The sequence below is a fragment of the Mycobacterium sp. MOTT36Y genome (genome assembly GCF_000262165.1).
Lineage (GTDB): Bacteria > Actinomycetota > Actinomycetes > Mycobacteriales > Mycobacteriaceae > Mycobacterium > Mycobacterium intracellulare.
Genome location: NC_017904.1, coordinates 884,262 through 902,864 on the forward strand (window position 1 = coordinate 884,262; position 18,603 = coordinate 902,864).

Annotated in this window: 20 protein-coding genes, 1 tRNA gene and 1 pseudogene; 9 read left to right on the plus strand and 13 right to left on the minus strand. The window is 66.9% G+C overall.

The features are described 5' to 3' along the window. Positions 1-8 precede the first annotated feature (8 nt). The 4 genes from W7S_RS04455 (at position 9) to W7S_RS04470 (ending at position 2,025) form a co-directional block, all read left to right on the plus strand. Entirely contained in the window at positions 9-197 is a 189-nt protein-coding gene (locus W7S_RS04455; RefSeq protein WP_008253910.1) for an antitoxin, read from the plus strand. 3 nt (positions 198-200) lie between these two features. Further along, complete coding sequence (locus tag W7S_RS04460) at positions 201-662, plus strand: SRPBCC family protein (protein WP_008253911.1); 462 nt, start codon at positions 201-203, stop codon at positions 660-662. Between the two features lie 84 nt (positions 663-746). Beyond that, the gene (locus W7S_RS04465; protein ID WP_008253913.1) at positions 747-1,517 is read left to right on the plus strand and encodes a VOC family protein; all 771 of its coding nucleotides are present in this window, start codon (positions 747-749) and stop codon (positions 1,515-1,517) included. A 73-nt stretch (positions 1,518-1,590) separates the two neighbouring features. Next, positions 1,591-2,025 carry a hypothetical protein gene (locus W7S_RS04470; protein ID WP_008253914.1) on the plus strand — a complete coding sequence of 145 codons (435 nt, stop codon included), beginning with the start codon at positions 1,591-1,593 and terminating at the stop codon, positions 2,023-2,025. 4 nt (positions 2,026-2,029) lie between these two features. On the opposite strand, the gene W7S_RS04475 is transcribed toward W7S_RS04470, so the two are convergent. The 3 genes from W7S_RS04475 to W7S_RS04485 are packed head-to-tail and all read right to left on the minus strand — an operon-like array spanning position 2,030 to position 5,260. Further along, positions 2,030-2,518 carry a VOC family protein gene (locus W7S_RS04475; RefSeq protein ID WP_008253915.1) on the minus strand — a complete coding sequence of 163 codons (489 nt, stop codon included), beginning with the start codon at positions 2,516-2,518 and terminating at the stop codon, positions 2,030-2,032. Further along, a complete protein-coding gene (locus tag W7S_RS04480; protein ID WP_008253916.1) occupies positions 2,518-4,038 on the minus strand; it encodes a carotenoid oxygenase family protein in 1,521 nt (506 codons plus the stop codon). Before W7S_RS04480 ends, W7S_RS04475 begins: the two co-directional genes overlap by 1 nt. Before the next feature lies 1 nt (position 4,039). Next, on the minus strand, positions 4,040-5,260 hold the full coding sequence (locus W7S_RS04485; RefSeq protein ID WP_036428523.1) for an acetyl-CoA acetyltransferase: 1,221 nt from the start codon (positions 5,258-5,260) through the stop codon (positions 4,040-4,042). A gap of 858 nt (positions 5,261-6,118) precedes the next feature. On the opposite strand from W7S_RS04485, the gene W7S_RS04490 reads away from it, so the two are divergent. Together W7S_RS04490 and W7S_RS04495 are read left to right on the plus strand one after the other, a co-directional pair. Beyond that, the gene (locus W7S_RS04490) at positions 6,119-7,654 is read left to right on the plus strand and encodes a DUF4185 domain-containing protein (protein WP_036428525.1); all 1,536 of its coding nucleotides are present in this window, start codon (positions 6,119-6,121) and stop codon (positions 7,652-7,654) included. 48 nt (positions 7,655-7,702) lie between these two features. Continuing rightward, the gene (locus W7S_RS04495) at positions 7,703-8,083 is read left to right on the plus strand and encodes a hypothetical protein (protein WP_036429140.1); all 381 of its coding nucleotides are present in this window, start codon (positions 7,703-7,705) and stop codon (positions 8,081-8,083) included. Positions 8,084-8,128: 45 nt separating this feature from the next. Here W7S_RS04495 and W7S_RS27750 read toward each other — a convergent pair whose 3' ends face one another. Continuing rightward, positions 8,129-8,344 carry a hypothetical protein gene (locus W7S_RS27750; protein WP_080587915.1) on the minus strand — a complete coding sequence of 72 codons (216 nt, stop codon included), beginning with the start codon at positions 8,342-8,344 and terminating at the stop codon, positions 8,129-8,131. A gap of 287 nt (positions 8,345-8,631) precedes the next feature. Between W7S_RS27750 and W7S_RS26750 the strand changes: the two genes are divergently transcribed. The 3 genes from W7S_RS26750 (at position 8,632) to W7S_RS04505 (ending at position 11,875) form a co-directional block, all read left to right on the plus strand. Beyond that, positions 8,632-8,883: a hypothetical protein gene (locus W7S_RS26750; RefSeq protein WP_136244168.1), complete on the plus strand. Its 252-nt coding sequence runs from the start codon at positions 8,632-8,634 to the stop codon at positions 8,881-8,883. Positions 8,884-9,233: 350 nt separating this feature from the next. Continuing rightward, positions 9,234-10,463, plus strand: a complete 1,230-nt coding sequence (locus W7S_RS04500) for a PPE family protein (protein ID WP_008253923.1) — start codon at positions 9,234-9,236, stop codon at positions 10,461-10,463. 35 nt (positions 10,464-10,498) lie between these two features. Beyond that, positions 10,499-11,875, plus strand: a complete 1,377-nt coding sequence (locus tag W7S_RS04505; RefSeq protein ID WP_036428531.1) for a PPE family protein — start codon at positions 10,499-10,501, stop codon at positions 11,873-11,875. An 82-nt stretch (positions 11,876-11,957) separates the two neighbouring features. Here the strand turns inward: W7S_RS04505 and W7S_RS27755 are convergent. From W7S_RS27755 to W7S_RS04545, 9 genes and pseudogenes are all read right to left on the minus strand, one after another. After that, positions 11,958-12,140 (minus strand): annotated as a pseudogene (locus W7S_RS27755) (hypothetical protein); the annotation flags it as partial. Further along, positions 12,137-12,568, minus strand: coding sequence for a hypothetical protein (locus W7S_RS04510; protein ID WP_008253927.1), 432 nt, complete (start codon positions 12,566-12,568; stop codon positions 12,137-12,139). The pseudogene W7S_RS27755 and the gene W7S_RS04510, both read right to left, overlap by 4 nt. Beyond that, a complete protein-coding gene (locus W7S_RS04515; protein WP_036428533.1) occupies positions 12,565-13,632 on the minus strand; it encodes a hypothetical protein in 1,068 nt (355 codons plus the stop codon). The genes W7S_RS04510 and W7S_RS04515 overlap by 4 nt, the downstream gene beginning before the upstream one ends. Next, on the minus strand, positions 13,633-13,926 hold the full coding sequence (locus tag W7S_RS04520) for a hypothetical protein (RefSeq protein WP_008253933.1): 294 nt from the start codon (positions 13,924-13,926) through the stop codon (positions 13,633-13,635). A gap of 241 nt (positions 13,927-14,167) precedes the next feature. After that, positions 14,168-14,240 (minus strand) — tRNA-Arg (locus W7S_RS04525). 48 nt (positions 14,241-14,288) lie between these two features. After that, positions 14,289-15,113 (minus strand): LLM class F420-dependent oxidoreductase, encoded by an 825-nt coding sequence (locus tag W7S_RS04530; protein ID WP_009953038.1) that lies wholly within the window; start codon positions 15,111-15,113, stop codon positions 14,289-14,291. An 8-nt stretch (positions 15,114-15,121) separates the two neighbouring features. After that, entirely contained in the window at positions 15,122-16,201 is a 1,080-nt protein-coding gene (locus tag W7S_RS04535; RefSeq protein WP_008253936.1) for a poly-gamma-glutamate hydrolase family protein, read from the minus strand. Then, positions 16,202-17,428 (minus strand): Nramp family divalent metal transporter, encoded by a 1,227-nt coding sequence (locus W7S_RS04540; RefSeq protein ID WP_008253939.1) that lies wholly within the window; start codon positions 17,426-17,428, stop codon positions 16,202-16,204. 95 nt (positions 17,429-17,523) lie between these two features. Further along, entirely contained in the window at positions 17,524-18,600 is a 1,077-nt protein-coding gene (locus W7S_RS04545; protein WP_014383902.1) for a diacylglycerol kinase, read from the minus strand. Positions 18,601-18,603 lie beyond the last annotated feature (3 nt).

Sequence of the window (18,603 nt, forward strand, 5' to 3'; positions counted from 1 at the left end):
GAGGGCACATGGGATTCCTGGACAAGGCCAAGGATCTGTTGTGGCAGAACGCCGACAAGGTCGAGACGGCCATCGACAAGGCAGGCGAGTTCGTCGACGAAAAGACGCAGGGCAAATACTCCGACACCATTCACCAGGTGCAGGAGCAGGCGAAGAAGGCGGCCGGCGCCGCGGACACGGGCGACCAGCAGAACTGAGCCATGGCCAAGCTTTCCGGATCCATCGATGTCCCGCTGCCGCCCGAGGTGGCCTGGCAGCACGCCTCCGACCTGTCCCGGTACAAGGATTGGCTGACCATCCACCGGGTGTGGCGCAGCGCATTGCCCGACGAGATCGAGAAGGGCTCGGTCGTCGAGTCGATTGTCGAGGTCAAGGGCATGCCCAACCGGATCAAATGGACGGTCGTGCGCTACAAGCCACCCGAGGGCATGACGCTCAACGGCGACGGAGTCGGCGGGGTCAAGGTCAAGCTGATGGCCAAGATCCAGCCCAAAGGGGACGGCTCCCTCGTCAGTTTCGACGTGCACCTCGGTGGCCCCGCACTGTTCGGCCCCATCGGCATGATCGTCGCCGCCGCACTGCGCGGCGATATCGACCAGTCGCTGGAGAACTTCGTGACGGTGTTCACCCGGCCCGATCCGAGCAGCAACGGGCATCGCTGATCGCCCGCCGATGAGTTTTCGCCTCGGGCGCGGTCGATAGTGTGAACCCCCTTTCTTCCGGGGACACATCATCAGGAGGTCACCATGCCTATTCGTGACAGCGCCCCGCTGGGCGCCCCATGCTGGATCGATCTGACCACGTCCGACGTCGCCCGCGCCCAGGATTTCTACGGCACGGTCTTCGGCTGGACGTTCGAATCCGCCGGGCCCGAGTACGGCGGATATGTCAACGCAGCCAAGGGCGGCCACCCCGTCGCCGGGATCATGGCCAACCGGGCCGGGGCCGAGGCGCCGGACCGCTGGGTTACCTATTTCCACACCGCCGACATCCAGACCACGCTGGCCGCGGTGACCGGGGCGGGCGGTTCGGTCTGCATGGCGATGGAGGTGCCCGCCAAGGGCCATATGGGCCTGGCGACCGACCCCGCCGGCGCGACGTTCGGTTTGTGGCAGCCGCTGCAGCACCGCGGTTTCGAGATCATCGGAGCGGCCGGCGCCCCCGTCTGGCATCAGCTGACCACCCGCGACTACGGTGCGGCCCTCGACTTCTACCGCGACGTCCTCGGCTGGCGTACCGAATCCGAGTCCGATACCGACGAATTCCGCTACACCACAGCGTGGTTCGGCGACGAGCAATTGCTCGGCGTGATGGACGGCGCCTCGCTGCTACCCGAGGCCGTCCCGTCGAACTGGGTGACCTTCTTCGGCGCCGAGGACGTCGACAAGACCCTGCGAGTGATCGTCGACAACGGCGGCGCTGTGGTGCGCGACGCCGAGGACACCCCGTATGGACGGCTGGCCGCCGCGACCGATCCGACGGGCGCCCCGTTCAACCTGTCATCGCTGCAGGCCTAGCCGACGAGCGCCGCCACGCTAGGACGACGCTCGGTGCCGCGGACCGGCGGCGGAGTCGGTTAACCTCGCTACCATGACTCGCCGACTGCGCCCCGGTTGGCTGGTGGCGTTTTTCGCCGTGGTGGTTTCGGCCAGCGCGTGGCTGCCGTGGCTGAGGACGGCGGTCAACGGCGGGGGCTGGGCCAACGCCATCGGAGGCGCCCACGGCAACTTGGAACTGCCCCCGGGGTTCGGCGCCGGCCAGCTCATCGTGCTGCTGGCCTCGACCCTGCTGGTGGCCGGCGCAATGATGGGCCGAGGATTGTCGGTGAAGCTCGCTTCGGTTGCGGCGCTGCTGATTTCGCTGTTGATCGTGGCGCTGACGGTGTGGTACTACAAGCTCAACGTCAACCCGCCGGTGTCGGCCGAATACGGCCTCTACGTCGGTGCGGGCGGCGCGGTGTGCGCCGCAGCGTGCTCGATCGTGGCGGTGATCTCGGCGTTGGCCTCGGGACGGCCGCGGCGCTGAGCCCTCACGCCGACGGGAACTCGTGCTTCCCCGAAGCGGCGCTGGTGTCGGGCTCGTTGACGCCGAACACGAAGGGCGCGAATACGATCTCGCGCCCGTCGGGATCCCGATAGGTGATCGCGCCCGTGGCCGCCCAGTACGGGTGCTGGTCGACGGGTTCGACGCCCGCGTCGTGCAGGCGCGCGAGTGCGGCTCGTTGTGCTTGGGGGTTCGGAAAATAAAGACAGAGCTGTTCATGGGGGTCCACCGCGACGTCGTCGGCGGCCTGCACGATCTCCATGGTGAGGTTCCAGCTGGGGAGCCCGAAGATCGCGCCGTTGCTGCCGTAGCTGTCCTCGAACGTCTCGTAGAGCGGCAGGCCGACGAGGTCGCGGTAGAACCGCACCGTTTCCGCGAAGTGCGAGGAGCGGCGCGCGAAGCGGATGCCGCCGATGGGGGCCAACTGCGGCGGCCAGTGCGTCGTGCGGTGGTGCTTGTGCTGGTCGGTGCTCATCACAGTCCGATCGCGTCCGCGGCGGACTCGGCGGTGTCCCAGCGGCGCAGCTCGGAGCCGGGCGCCCAGGTCGAGTGGGTGCCGCTGGAAATCCGTTCCGGCAGTGGGAGTTTGCACACCGGCCCGTCGCCGGGGCGGGTGGCGTCGAACACGAGGCAATACGAGGCGTCGGTATTCATATCGGTGGTGAGCGTGATCAGGTAGCCGTCGTCTTCGCCGGTGCCGCCGACGCGCGGTGCCATCGCGGTCTCGCTGCCGTAGACGCCGTCCCCGAACGAGAACCGCTCCTCGGTTCCGGTGCGCAGGTCGTGTTTGACCAGGCCGTCGAACAGGAACCAACCCGGCTTGCCCGTGGCCGCATAGACGTAGCGGTAGTCGGCGGCCGCGTAGCCGGGGTTGATGGTGCCGAACTCGGTGACGGATTCGAAGAGCCGCTCTTCGCGCACCTCGCCGGTGACCAGGTTGAAACGCCACCGGTGCAGGCGTGCCTGCAGGCGATCCAGGGCTAAGAAGCGGAACAGTTTGTCCCACTTGGTTCCACCGGTATCGAGCGGGGACGGGTCGCCTTCGAAGAAGCCGTCGAGCACGATCTCGTCGCCATCCTCGTAGGCGTTGGTGAAGTGCAGCACGAACGTGGGGTCGGCCTCGAACCAGCGAATGTCCTCGGTCCCGCCGCGGCGCGGGATCACCGCGAACCGCGACGGGATGTCGGGGTGGAAGCGCGGCAGGTGCACGTCGTGCTCGAGCAGCTGAGGATCCCAGAACAACGGGAAATCGTTGAGAATGGCGTAGTTTTCGGTGAACGCCATGTCGTGGGGGAGGCGCGGACCGGGCAGCGGGATGTCGACGTAGTGAGTCAGTTCGTTGCGCTCGTCGACGACACCGTAATGCATGTACGGGTCTTGCTTGCTGTAGTTGAAGAACAGCAGTTCACCGGTTGCGTTGTCTACCTTGGGGTGTGCGGACACGCCCCACGCGGTCGGGAAGCGCCCGTTCCAGGACTCCTTGCCGAGCGTGTCACCCGAATACGGGTCGATTCGGTACAGGTCGCCGCACTGGTAGAAACTGCTCAGCGCGACGCCGCGATGCACGATGACGTCGGTGCTCGACGCGTCCTTCATCCGCGTTCGCGCGCCCCAGCCTTGCTGCGCCAGTTGCACGGGCTCGGCCAGCCCCGGCCACAGCGGCCCGCCGGCCTCGTTCTCGGCCAGGAATCCGTCGGTGCGGATAAAACGGTTGCGGTAGAAGGCCTTTCCGTCGCGGAAGCCGACCACGTGCAGCATGCCGTCGCCGTCGAAGGGGTGATAGGTCTTGAACGCGGGGTGCAGCGGGTTCTCGGTGTTGCGCAGATAGACGCCGTCCAGGTCGCCCGGGATCTCACCCTCGACCGCGGCCAGGTCGTCGGCGTCCCACTCGGTGGTCTGGGGACGCCACGGGCCCGTCCGGTAGGGGTGGTCGTCGTCCTCGGGAAGGGTGGACAGGAACTTGCCGACGATCGCTATATCTTTTGGCAAGTCCATCTCAACCGCCTTTGCTGACAACGAAACTCACGGTGGTGGCGGTGCTGCCGCCGAAATTGAGGGTCCCGAAGGTTTGCGCACCGTCGACCTGATAGTCGCCGGCGGCGCCGCTGACCTGCTTGGCCGCGTCGAGCAGCATCCGCACCCCGGAGGCGCCCACCGGATGCCCGCCACCGATCAACCCGCCGCTGGGATTGATCGGCAGCCTCCCCCCGATCTCGATCTCGCCGTTTTCGATCGCCTTCCATGACTCGCCCGGGCCGGTCAACCCGATGTGGTCGATGGCCAAGTACTCGCTGGGAGTGAAGCAGTCGTGCACCTCGAACCCGTCGATGTCGTCGAGGCCGCGCCCCGCCCGGCGCAGCGCGTCGAGCACCGCCGCCCGCACATGCGGCAACACGTAGAGATCGTCGCCGGCACGGTCCAGTTTCTGCTGCAGCCCCAGCCCGACGGTGCGATGACCCCAGCCCTCGATCCGGCCGATCGGGCGCGCGTCGGGGTGGTTGCGCAGGTAGGCGTCGTTGACGAGCACCAATCCCGCGCCGCCGTCGGTCATTTGGCTGCAGTCGAAGCGTCGCAGCCGGCCCTCGGTGATCGGGTTGGCGTCGTCGTCGTCGGTGATGGGATCGGGGACGGTCCACCCGCGGGTCTGGGCGTTGGGGTTGCGGCGGGCGTTGGCGAAGTTGAGCTGGGCGATGGCCCGCAGGTGCGCGTCGTCCAGTCCGTACCGGCGGTCGTACTCGTCGGCCACCCGGGCGAACATGGACGGCCACAGGTAGCGCGCGTCGGCCCCCTCGTGACCGGTCCATGCCGCGGCCCCCAGATGCTGCGCGGCGGTGTCGCCCGGGACCGTTTTCTCGAGCTCGATGCCCACCACCAGCGCGGTGTCGTAGGCGCCCGACCGTAGATCGGCCATCGCCGCCAGCGCCGCCACGCTGCCGGAGGCGCAGGCGGCTTCGTGGCGCGACGCCGGGGTGTCCCAGAGGCCGTCGCAGACCGTGGCGGGCATCGCCCCGAGGTGGCCCTGCCGGGCGAACATCTCGCCGAAGGCGTTGCCGACGTGCACCACTTCGATGCCGGCCGCGTCCAGCTTGGCCGTTGCCAGCGTCGCGTCGACGACCTCGGCGGTCAGCGCGGCGAAGTCGTGGCCTTCCCTGGTGAGGTTGCGAGCAAAATCGCTTTGGTAACCGCCGAGAATCCACACACCGGAGGAGCGATCCATACGCCGACGGTACTCCCGGGCGGGGCGGTTGTTGAGGCCTATCGGCGGGCCGGCGCGGGTCCCTGGCTGGTCCAAAGAGGGCGGCCCCGTCGGCTCTCGGGCTGAACCGACGGGACCTAGGCGGGCGCGAAGGCCGGCCGACGCACTCGCCTACTGTTGGATCATTGCCCCCCAGCGGTGCCGACAAACATGCGGCCTCAATCTATTTGACGTCTCGTTGATGCCGGGCCGCCGACGGCGCCGGGTCCGGTTAACGTCGATTCACCTTTTCCGGGTGCGCGCGGGGCACTCGGGCAGGCGGTCGGCCGGAAGTCTGAGCTGCGGCGATGTGGTGGGGTTGCGCCGTCGTGCGGCCAGTCCCACCGCGAAGCGGCCACCCCGCATCGTGGCGTCGCACGAGGCTGCGGTGTAAGCCGATATGCGCACCCGTCGGCCGTTCGTTTTGCGGCCGTCCCAGCAAAGTAGCCGCGACGTCAACCCCCGGCCGGCGACGACCCCGCGGGGGCCGGCGGCCACTTGTGCGGACGCGACCGGCTCTTGGCGACCGGGTGAAAGGCCCGGGGCGGGCTCACCCCCCGGGGCGGGTCGGTCTGCGGTCCATCGTGACATCTTCCGGGTCGACACCCGACCCAGCCAGTGGCAGCGTTGGCAAAATCAGAAACGTCGATTAACAGCTTGCATGTTGCTTCCAGCTAATGCCACGCGAGGGAAGTCGGGGCGGCGACTGCCGCGTTGCGACACGGTCACGGATGCATACCTATCGGCTCATCGTTGGTCACATATGCCCCGCAGATCACTATCGTCACATGAGCCAACTACGGACGTCAGCGCGGTGTCCTACCCCTCGAAAGGTGTTACATGTCGGCGATTCTTCGAAGTGTGTCGCTATCGATGGCGTCGGCGGCCGCTGTCGGATTCGTCCTCGTGGTGGGGCCCGCGCCTACCGCCCACGCCACGCCGTGTGGTGCCCCCGAGGCAAACGTCGACCCTCCCGCCGCGCAGCCGGCGATGCCCGCGCCTCAGCCGGTCGTGCAGCCGCCGACTGGGCGCAGGCCCAGTCACACGAATGACCAGGCGCCGCTGCCGAGGCTGGGTCCGCTGATCTCGTCGTTGCTCAAGCCGGCGACGCCGGGGCAGCGCTACTCCGCGCCGGTCCATCCGCGAGCCGAGGGGCCGACGCCGGGACCCGGACCCTCCGCGCCGCTGCAACAGCAAGCCGAGGTCCTGCCGCCGGCTCCCAACCCGCCCGCGCCCGCGGTCCCGCAAATGCCGAACGCCAATCCGCTACGGCCGAACGCCGCCCCGGTGCCGCAGCCGCAACCCGAGCCGGGCCCGCCGCCTCCGTCGATCGCGGGCGCCCCGACGTCCCTCGTCGACTGGGTCACCGGGCCGGACGGCCCCAACAAAACGCTGCAACGTTTCGGCATCTCCGGCACCGACCTCGGGATTGCCTGGGACAACGGCGATCCCGTCAACCGCCAGGTGCTGATGGCCTTCGGTGACACCTTCGGCTACTGCAAGGTGCACGGCCAGCAGTGGCGCTACAACACCCTGTTCCGCAGCAACGATCGCGATCTGTCCAAGGGAATCCACATCGCCGACGGCGTGCCGAACGACAAGTATTCCGGCTCGCCGGTGTGGGCGCCCGGGCTCTCCAAACAGGTCGTCAACACCATCCACAAGGCCGCGCACGAGACGGGAATCATTCCGACCGGGGCGATGTCGATGGGCAGAACCCAGTACATGAGCTACATGTCCATCCGCCAGTGGGGCCGTGACGGCGAATGGACAACGAACTATTCGGCGATCGCGCGGTCCAACGACAACGGCCAGAACTGGGGGATCTTCCCCACCACGATCCGCACGGCGTCCGCGGATGCCATTCCGGGAGCCGGGTTTACGCCTGGAAACGAGAACTTCCAGATGGGCGCCTTCTTGAAGGGCAAGGACGGCTACATCTACCAGTTCGGGACGCCGTCGGGTCGCGGCGGCGCGGCCTTCCTGTCGCGGGTTCCACCGAACCAGTTGCCCGACCTGACCAAGTACCAGTACTGGAACGGCGACGAGGGCGGTCGTTGGGTCCCGAACAATCCGGGTGCGGCGACGCCGATCTTCCCGGCGCCGGTGGGCGAAATGTCGGCCCAGTACAACAGTTACCTCAAGCAGTACCTGGTGCTCTACACCGACGGCGGCAGCAACGACGTCATCGCACGGACCGCGCCGGCGCCGCAGGGGCCGTGGAGTCCCCCGCAACCGCTGGTGTCCTCGTTCCAGATGCCCGGCGGCATCTATGCGCCGATGATCCATCCCTGGTCGTCGGGACGGGACCTGTACTTCAACCTGTCGCTGTGGTCGGCGTACGACGTGATGCTGATGCACACCGTGTTGCCGTAGGAAACGTCGCCGTCGAAGATACGATGGTCTAGTGAGAGGAGGGCGATGATGATCGCCTTGGAGTATCACGACAACTGTTGCGGTCTTGCTGATCCGCTCACTCCTCTCGCCGCGGCCGCGTTACCCGACGACGTGCCTGCCTCATCGGCGGGCGAACTGCGGGACAACGGTGACGGCGCGGACGATCACACGGTGTTCGACGGCCACCGCCCGGACTACTGGACCGTGGGCAGGCCGGGGCTCCGAGACATCGAGGTGTGCATCGAAAGCGCCCGCGCGGACGGCGCCATCAGTCTGGGCCTGGTGGTCAACGGTTTGGATTGCAGCGGGCTCCCGATTGACCAGGCGCTTTCGCTCGCAGACGCCCGGGGGGATGCGGGCGTCTGCGGCGTTAGCTGCCGGGGAGGCGGACACCTCAAGGCCAGTTAGTCAGCGGCTGAGGGGATTTCGCGGGGCGAGGTCACGCGGTATCGGCTACGGAGGCAGCGGAATCCACCGCTTGCCATCCGTTGTCCATCCGCACGGCAGGTAGTTCCAGTGCGCCGGCGGATTGGGGTCGAAACTCAGGCACTTCGGTGCGTAGAACGAAGGGGCCGGAGGAGGCGGTGGCGGCTGGTCCTCAGCGTGGGCGATCGCCCCGCTGAGCATTAAAGCCCCAACGGCCATCTGTGTGGCGACTAGCTTCCGCATCGCAGGCCCGGCAAGTGCTATGCCCCAACGAAGCGACGGTCGCTACGTGTCTTCCCTTACGCGCACGGTATCGATGGTAGTCCGCATTCCGGCGGTTTGTGGGACTTGATTGCATTTGCTCTGGGCATTTCGGGGTGCCGCTCCGGTGGGGGATCGTGAGCGGGTTTGCGGAGGTGCGGACGGGCGCCGACCTGCTGGTATGGCGTGAACTCAAACTGGACACGGCCTGACCGGGATAAGTACGATCGTGGTCTGTCATTTATCTGATACGCAGCAGGAGCACCGCGATGAGATCTGTCGATGAGGGTTCGCCGTCATCGACGGCGGTGAGCGCTTGTCCGATCGCCCCGCGCAGTTTTACCCCCTTGGCTGGCCGCCCGCTCGGGCGGGTGCGGCTGTGCCTCGCCTCGATCGCCCGTGAGCAAACACGCCAAGACAGCTGGCGCGCAATTGAAATCATCGCCAATACGCACAACCGCCGCGTCGAGTCCTATCTGCAGCGTCGGCGGCACCGCCCGTGGCGCAACCGGGGTTCCTAGCCTTCGGCTTTGACCGTCATGTCGACGACGGTCGGCGTCGCTTCGTCACGCCGATGATGCGCACACCGGTGTCCAGCTAGCAAGTTCACACCGCGGCAACGTATCTGGTCGCGGCATCGGTACTAGGCATGTCAGCTCTGCCGTGGGATGCATGTTCCCGTCGTTGAATCACCCTGCGCTACAACGATAACGGCACATCGCCGGGGCCGCAGCGGATAACCGCTCTCACGATCCGGCCGAGTCGTGCGTCGATAGGGCGCGGTTACAGAAGTTCATCAAATCATTCAGGCGATGCAGCGGTCGACTCACGTCGCCCTCGGGTGTCGCGCACCGAGTTATGAGGTATAGCAATGGATTTCGGAGTGATGCCGCCGGAGGTCAACTCCGGTCGAATGTACTCTGGCCCCGGGGCGGGGCCGATGCTGGCCGCCGCCGCGGCCTGGGACGGAATCGCAGCCCAGTTGCACGCCGCCGCAGCGTCTTACGAGTCGGTGATCTCGAACCTGACCGCCGGGTGGCGCGGTCCTTCGTCGAGCATGATGGCCGCCGCGGCGGCACCGTATGCGGCATGGATGAGTGCGACCGCCGCCCAGGCCGAGCAGACCGCCAACCAGGCGAGGGCGGCGGTGGTCGGGTACGAGGCGGCGTTCCTCGCGACGGTGCCGCCACCGGTCATCGCGGCCAATCGGGCGCAGTTGATGGCGCTGATCGCGACCAATTTTCTGGGTCAGAACACCCCGGCGATCATGGCCACCGAGGCCCAGTACGCCGAGATGTGGGCCCAGGATGCCGCGGCGATGTACGGCTACGCCGGTGCCTCGGCGGCCGCCGCGCAGGTGACGCCATTCGCCCCGCCGCCGCGTAGCACCAATCCGGCCGGGGCCGCGGGACAGGCCGCCGCCGTCGCGCAGGCCACCGGCGGCTCGGTCGCGATGAACACGGAATCGACTCTCCCGCAGCTGATGTCGGCCGCGCCCCAATCGTTGCAGACCCTGACAACGCCTGCCGCCGCCGATCCACCATCGCTGCTGTCGGCATTCGACTCGGCGCTTACGGGCCCGTTGGGTCCGGTGTCATTGTTCGGCATCGGGGGCAGCCCGTATCTGCTGGGCGTCGAAAACTACCTGGTGCCCCAAAACGTGGCGAATGTGAACAGTGCCCGGCAAAGGCTGGACCGGGACCGGTCGGCGCTGGGGCGGTTGGGCGGCGAGGTCAATTCGGGGACGCAAATGGTGAGCTCGCCGAGAGGAGCCGCTGGAACCGGAATGTCGCCGGGCATCGGTCGTGCCGGCGTCGTCGGGCGCTTGTCGGTGCCGCCGGGATGGGCGGCGGCCGCCCCGGAGATCCGGCCGGTCGCCACGGTGATTCCACAAACCGCCTTTGCCGGCGCTCCTTCGGCCCTCGCGGCCGAGGGAGAGGGATCGCTGTTCTCCAGCATGGCCGCGTCGGGTCTGGCCGGGCGCGCCATGGCCGCCACCGGCGGTGGCTCCGCGCGGGCAACGGGCATCGGCGGCGGTTTCGGGCGCGTCGCGACCACGGCCACGATCATCGTCATCAACGCGGACGACCCGCAGGAATAGCACGCACTACTTATCGCGAAGAGCAAGGAGTGACAATGGATTTCGGAGCATTTCCGCCGGAGATCAACTCTGGTCGAATGTACGCCGGTGAAGGCGCAGGCTCAATGTTGGCCGCGGCGTCGGCATGGGATGGGTTGGCCGCCCAACTGCACTCTGCGGCGACGTCGTATGAGTCGGTGATCTCGAACTTGACCAGCGGTTGGCAGGGGCCGTCCTCGCTGACCATGGCCGGTGCGGCCGCGCCGTATGCGGCGTGGATGAGCACGACCGCCGCTCAAGCCGAACAGGCCGCCTCGCGAGCCAGAGCGGCCGCGGCGGCGTACGAGGCCGCATTCACCGCGACGGTGCCCCCGGTGGCGATCGCGGAGAACCGCGGCCGGCTGGCGTCGCTGGTGGCGACGAACCTTCTCGGGCAGAACACCGCCGCGATCGCGGCCACCGAGGCGGAGTACGCACAGATGTGGGCGCAAGACGCCGCCGCGATGTACGGCTACGCCGGATCTTCGGCGATCGCTGCGCAATTGAAGCCCTTCAACGCGCCACCGCAAACCACCAACCCAGCGGGAGGAGCCGGCCAATCAGGCGCGGTCGCCCAAGCCGCCGGTACGGCGCCTGCCAACGCGCAGTCGGCCTTGGCGCAGCTGATGTCGTCGACCCCGCGAACGCTGCAAAGCTTCGCATCGCCTTCCGCACTGCCGGCGGCCGATCCGTCGTCATTGGCGACATGGTTGAACAACCTGAATTCCACGCCGTTGGCGAAGATCGCCGCGAACATCGAGTTCGTCACCAAAGGCATCCGCCCGGTCAACGACACGTTGCTGAGCCTCAGTTTGGGCCTGGTGGCAACGGCACGGACGTGGGGTGACACCGCCGTCGAACTCGAAGGGCCGCTGTTCGCTTCGCTGGGTTCGAGCACCCCGGCCGTAGGAGCCGTTGGCGCGTCTGCGGTGACCGCAGGTCTCGGCAATGCGGGTCTGGCGGGGGCGTTGTCGGTACCGCCGAGCTGGGCCGTCGCCAGTCCCGCGGTCAAGCTGGCCGCCACCGTGTTGGAGTACACCAGCGCGGGTGCCGCGCCGACGGTCGAGGCCGGCGCCGGTGCCCTCGGTCAGATGGGCCTGGCGGGCCTGGCCGGTGGAGCGCTGGGTGGCGCTGTGCCCCGCGCGGTCGCCGCAAGCCCCACCCGGGGGCTGGGCCGCCGCTCGTCGGACAACGACGACAAGACCCCGGACAAACTGAAGACGGTCCTGGCGGAACTGCAGGAGGCGCCGGAGTCGGTTCAGCACTGGCACACCGACAAGGCGCACCTGGAAAGCCTTTTGGATCAGCTGTCGAAGAAGCCGGGTGTCCACGCGGTGCACTTGTCCTCGGCCGACAAGTCCAAGGTCACACCGCCGCGGGCAACGTGGGGCTAGGGAGAAGGAGCTTATGAACGGGGTGGTCGAGAGATGAACGCCAAGTCCGTCGACCGACATTGCGCCGTAGCGTTATTGCATGGTTCATGCGGCGCTTGCGGGACCAGGTCCGGTAGGCGTTGTAGCCCATTACCGCGGCGAGACCTCCTGTACTGATCAGACCCAGCGTTGTGCCGTGGGTGGAGGCGCTCAGCACGAAAAGGGTTAGGAAAAGAACGGTCAGACCTGTGTAGAACGTCGGGCCGTAAACGGGGTTAATTCTCACGCGCGGGATGACCCGCTGCGGTCGTCTGCTCGGTGTTCGAGCCAGTTCACCATGAGCACGAGGACCGCCCAGCACGCCGCATAGCCAAGTGTGTAAATCGGCACAAGCACCCACCAGGGATGACCGCCCAGGAGCAGCCACGCGACACCTTTGAGCGCATCATCTACGAAGCCCGACACGACGATTGCGACGAGCAAGGCAGTGTAGACGTGCTGGCGCTGCTGTGGCACCTTGCCGGCTGCGCGTCTGGACAAGTACCAAAGCACCAAGCCGGCCACGACGACGGCCGACACGATGAAGCCAACTGTCATCCATGCTGGTACAGACTTGCTACTGGCGGGGCTGGCCCTATCGAACAGGACATCGATGGTAACCGCCCACACGAGGTACAGCGGCAGGTAAAGCAGGATCCGCTTTGCGTTGATCATGGCTTCAGCCAACCAGGTACGGCTTCGCTGCACTCCAGCGCGCCTTTGGCGGTCGCCTCTACAGGGGCTTCCAGCAAGCCCTGCGCGAAGCCGCCGACGAAGCCGAGCACCGCGCCAGGCAGTGCACCAGCGCCGGCGAGTTCGGGAGTGAGACCCGCCCCGAACGCTGCTCCGATACCGGCCTTGATGGCGCCGCTCTTGAACCCGTCTTTGATCATGTCCTTACCGACGTTGGCTTTCACCTGCCCTCCTACGCATTGGCCGAAGCTTGGTCCCGCCACACTAGGTGCGGGTGCGGGTACGGATGGTGTGGCGGGCGCCGGTGTCTTCGGTGCGGCAGCGGCCACTTGTGGCGGCACGGGGAATGGCCCGATCTGCGGCTGTCCTTGAGATGGGGTGGGTTGCGGCACCGGAGACGGTTCCGGGCTGCCGTCCTGCTTGAAGTCCACAAGATGAACCCCGCCGTGCTGGCCATTGGCAACGGCTAGGGCACCGCGTCCGTTCTGGCCGTCGCCATTAGTGGGCGACTGCTGCCCGCCGTTGTAGCTCGAGGATTGAGCGAAGCCAACGTCCCCAACAGTTCCGGCAGCAGCAGTGAGTTGGCCCGCGACCTTAACCTCCGCGCCCTCGAGTTGTTCGGCCCGCGAACGGATGTCAACGGCGAATGCTTGGGCTTTAGCATGGCGCGTGGCCCGTTCTGCTGGGGGAGTGCTGCGAGTGTCGGTGACCGACAAGTCTTCTCCGACAGTGAACCCCGCATTCTGCGCATCTTCGACGCCATACAGGACTCGTCGCTGGGCGGCGCTAATGTCACTGGCGCCATTGCGGGCTATTCCAGCCGCTTGCCGTAGTTGGTCAGCTTTGTCGCTGACGACGGATAGATCGGATCCGGTGCGTTCCCGCAGCGCGTCGCCGCCAGCGCCGTGCCAGGTGATGGAATGTGCCTGGTTGCGCATCGTCAGAAATGCGTCTTCCCAGCGGTCGGCGGTTTGTGTCCAGTAGGCGGCCGCGTCGATGAGGTGCTCGGTGCTCCACGCCTGGATTTGTGACAGGGTTGCTGGCATCTAGACCACCGTCACCCCCGTGATGGCATCCATGTCGCCCGCCGACGTGGCCTCTTGGCTGATGTATTTACCGGTGGCGGTGGTCATCCCGCCCACTGTCGCCTGCGTCCGCACTGAAAAGGCCGCTGCGGCAACACCGATCGCCGCGTTGAGACTATTCACGGCCGCCGTGGTGGCCTGGAATGGTTGCCCTGGCGCCGGTGGCGCGCCAACGAGTTGCGAGCTGACCGCTTCCCATTTGCCGGCTGTGGCTTCTAGCTCGGCGGGGACGACCTGCAATGCATCTTGCCCCATAACCGCAACAGTTTATTTGGATGAACTGCGAATAGCGATTCACCCGACTTTTTGTCATATCCGCAGCGGGGGCAGAATTGCCCACCGTCTACTGAAACAACACGGCCTGATACCGCTGCTCAGCCACACTCAACTCAGTGTCAAGGATCAGCCGAAGTAGCTGTCAAGCATCAGCCGAAACACCGTCAAGCATCACCCGAAGGCGAAACGACATGCATCAACCGACGTCATACAACAAAAGTGCCCCCGGCAGGATTCGAACCTGCGACACCGGCTTTAGGAGAGCCGTGCTCTATCCCCTGAGCTACGAGGGCGGACGGCCTGAGCTTACCGGGCTGGATCAAAAGCCGAGGGCCACGGCGTCAGCGCAGTTCGGCGATCACCTTCGAGAAGTTCTCGATGTTGTTGTCCTGCACGGTGAAGGATGAGACACCGTACTTGTCGCGGTACGCGATCAACGTCTCGGCGATTTCGCGGGGGGAACCGCTGAGCACCGAGGGCTGGGACAGGATCTCCTCATCGGACAGGTCCGGCGCGTAGCTGCGGGTCAGCTTCAGGTCCGGCTCGGTCTCGCCGACCCGCGGCATCGCCGTGATCGCCAGATTCAGCTCCAGGGCGTCGAAGCGATCCCCCGCGGCGTTGCGGACGAAATCGACACGTTCGGCGAACGGGTCCTCGACCGCGCGCACCTTGGAGCCGGTCAGGCCGATGATGTCGGCGTTGCGGGCGGCGATGGTCAGCACCCGGTCGCCGTTGCCGGCGATGATGAGCGGCGTCGACGGGTGGTGTTCCTTCAGGTACTTCGTCATGTGTTCGAGGTAGTCGACGCGGGCACCGGCGCTGGGATAGGGGATCTCGGCGGCTTCGAACTCTTCGCGGACGTAGCCGGTGCCCAGCCCGATTTCGAGGCGGCCGTCGCTGAGCAGATCGAGGGCCTGCATGTCCCGGCTGAGCAGGGCCGGCTTGTAGAAGGCGGAGTTGAGCACATACATGCTCAGCTTCAGCGTGGTGGTGACCATCGCGACCGCGGTCAGCGTCGGGAAGGGCGCCGCCGCGCCCAAATGGTCCGGCACACAAAGAATGTCGAAACCGGCGTCTTCAGCCCGCTTGGCCTTGTCGAGCAGCGCCTCGCGGGACTTAAAGAACCGCATGCTCATTCCGAAGCGAAAATCCTTGGCCACCAACAACCTCCGTTTTAGCGATCCGACGACATAGACCAACGACGAGCGGCCTCGGCCAGCCCTTGGATCAGCACGCTGGTGACCGACGACAAACCGTCATCGCCGGGCAGCGGGCTGCGCGGGCTGATCCCGCGGACCCGCGCCGAGAGCTCCAGCTGGGTTCCGCCCTGACGCACCCGGTTCACCGGGTTCCGCGGGTGCAGCCCGCGCAATTCCGGTGGCACGTCGTCGAGGTCGGTGATGACCTGATAGCCGGTCAGCCGGATGTGGCGGGCCAAATGGGCAGCCAGCTCCCGGTTGCGACCACCGGCCAGCAGCTGTGTGCTGCGCCCGTCGCGGCCATAGCCGTGCAGCGACACCGCGACGTCGACATGGTCGAGGAAAGCGGCGAGCCGTGGCGACTCGGCCGGATCGAACAGGGCCGACGGCAGGTGATGCGGGTAGTGGTCGGGATGACGCACCACATAGACGGACGCACCGGCGGCCTCGGCGGCGCGCTCGGCGATCACGTCGGTCATCTCTTCCAGTCCGCCGCCGTGGATCGCCAAAAATCCGAAACGCGAACGCAATTGGCAGCTCTCGGCCACCCCGGGCTCGCTCAGCAACGCCGAAAACGACTGCGGCCCAGGCCCGCACGCCGCCGACGATTTCGGGCGCGGCCAGCCGGCCGGATCCCAGCGGCGCAAGAACTCGAGCCAGCGTGGGGGCAGCCCGTGCTGCGCGGCACCGTCGATGATGGTGGGCAGGTAGCCCGGGCGGGGAGGGCCCGGCGTCACCCGGTGGTCGATGTAGACCCAGGCCGGTGACGGCCCGTCGTCGGTGTGCACGGTCAGCCGGTCGCGCCGGTAGCGCACCGGCACACCCTCGGCGCTGTCCAAGGTCGCCAGGTCGCCGTCGGAGATCTGCCAGAGCACCCCATGCACCTGGTTTCCGGCCAACGGCTCGACGGTGGCCACGCCTCGCTGGTTGATCAGCCAGTCGTGGTCGGCGAGGACCGCGGGGCGCGGATCGGCGGCGTCGGGACAGCGGCGCGCCATCTGCCGTACGCATAGGTTCGAGCCGTATGCGAAGTACAGATGACGCAGGGCCGGCATTCAGCCGGTCACCGTCAGCCAGACGAGCACCATGTTAAGCAGACTAATCAATATGCCGACGCCCCAGCCAAGAATCGTCGTGATGCGGTGGTTGGCGTCGTCGCCCATCAGCTCGCGGTTGCTCGTCAGCTTGATCAGAGGCAGCACCGCAAACGGAATGCCGAACGACAGCACCACCTGGGACAGCACCAACGCGCGGGTGGGGTCGAACCCGACCGCCAGGATCACCAGGGCGGGGCACAGGGTGATCAGGCGGCGCGCCACCATCGGGATCGACCGGTGCAGCAGCCCCTGCATGATCATGGCGCCGGCGTAGGCGCCCACCGACGAGGACGCCAGCCCGGACGCGAGGAGACCGATCGCGAACAGCACCGCGATGGTCGCCCCCAGCGTGTTGTGGATGGCGGAATAGGCGCCCTCGATGGAGGCGCTCACGTTGCGGTCCTGCAGGTTGATCGCGGCGACCAGCAGCATGGCGGCGTTCACCGTGCCGGCCACCGCCATCGCCAGGACGACGTCCCAGCGGGTGATCCGCAGCAGCAGGCGGCGATGCGACCCATGGTCGGGATGCCCGTGCCGGTCTAGCACCAGACCCGAATGCATGTACACCGCATGCGGCATCACGGTGGCCCCCAGGATCGCGGCGGCCAGCAGCACACTCTCGGTGCCGCGGAACCTCGGCACCAGGCCGCCCAGCACGTCGTGGGGCGGCGCGGTCTTGACGAAGAAGCTCGCCGCGAACCCGATCGCGATGACCAGCAGCAAGCCGGTGATGACCCGCTCGAAGATGATCTGTCCGCGCCGATCCTGAATGCCCAGCAACAGCAAGGCCACCACGCCGGTGATGAGCCCGCCGACCATCAGCGGCAAGCCGAACAGGATGTGTAGGGCGATGGCCCCGCCGACGACTTCGGCGGCGTCGGTGGCGATCGCCACGAGTTCGGCCTGCGCCCAATACACCAGCCGCAGTGGGCTGCTCATCCGCTTGCCCAGAGCGGCCGGCAACGATCGCCCGGTGACCAGCCCGAGCTTGGCCGACAGGTACTGCACCAGGCCCGCGAGGACGTTGGCCGCGACGATCACCCACAACAGCAGGTAGCCGTACTGTGAGCCGGCGCTGACGTTGGCCGCGACGTTTCCGGGGTCGACGTAGGCGATCGCGGCGACGAACGCGGGCCCGAGCAGATACCAGTTGCCCTTGAGCGAGCCCTGGGTGCGCTGCGCCAACGTGACCTCGATTCACTTCACCGAATAAGAAAGTGAGGTTAGTCGAACATCCCGTCGGGCTGCCCAGCGGCCGCGGTGTTTCGTGCCGTCCAGGCTCAGGCCGGACGGTAGAGCCCCTTGCCGGTGATCAGCGGCAAGTCGAGCGTGGTGACGATTCCCGGATCGGCGGCCACCACCGCGGGAATCGCGTTGACGACTCGCATCGCGGTGGCCACCAGCCCGGCGTGGTTGTGATCGCCCTTGCGGCTGCTCAGGCAGATGTCCATGGCGTACGACGGCTCGCCGGTGACCTCGATGCGGTAGGAGCCACCCTCCTGTGCGGGTTGCGGCCAGTCCGGGCACAGGTCCTCGCGCAGCCGGGTGACGTGTTCGAGGACGACGACGGGATCGCCGTTGACCATGCCGAACACCTCGAAGCGCAGCGCCGCGGCGGTGCCCTTGGCGATATGGCCCGAGGCGATGTCGAAGTCCTCCGGGGCGGGTACGCGCACGTGCGACTGGGTGACCTCGTCGAGCGAAATGCCAAGGCCCGCCGCCATTTGCCGGATCACCGAGCCCCACGCCAGGCTGAGCACACCGGGCTGCAGCAACATGGGAATTTCGTCGAGTGGCTTGCCGAATCCCATGACGTCGAACATGACCGCCGCACTGTCATAGGTGGCGTAGTCGACGATCTCCATGCACCGGATCTGCTGGATGCTCTGGCAGGTGCCGGCCAGCGCCAGGGGCAGCAGGTCGTTGGCGAAGCCCGGGTCGATGCCGTTGACGTAGAGGCTTGAATTGCCTTCGCGCGCTGCGTCTTCCAGCGGCTTGATCAGCTCCTCGGGGATCACCTGCCACGGATACTGCAAGAAGACGGGGCCGCTGCCGACGATATTGATCCCGGCCGCCAGCACGCGCCGGTAATCCTCGAGCGCCTCGGGCAACCGGTTGTCGGCCAGCGCGTTGTACACCGCGCACTGCGGCCCGGTGGCGAGCACGGCGTCCAGGTCGGTGCTGGCGAGCACCCCCGTCGCCTCCGCAAGCCCGGCGAGCTCGGCGGCGTCCTTGCCCGCCTTGGCGTCGGACGACACCCACACGCCTTTCAGGTCGAACTCCGGATTGGTGATGAGCGCGCGCAGCGCGTGGATACCGACGTTGCCGGTGCCCAGTTGGACGACGGGGATGGGCATGAC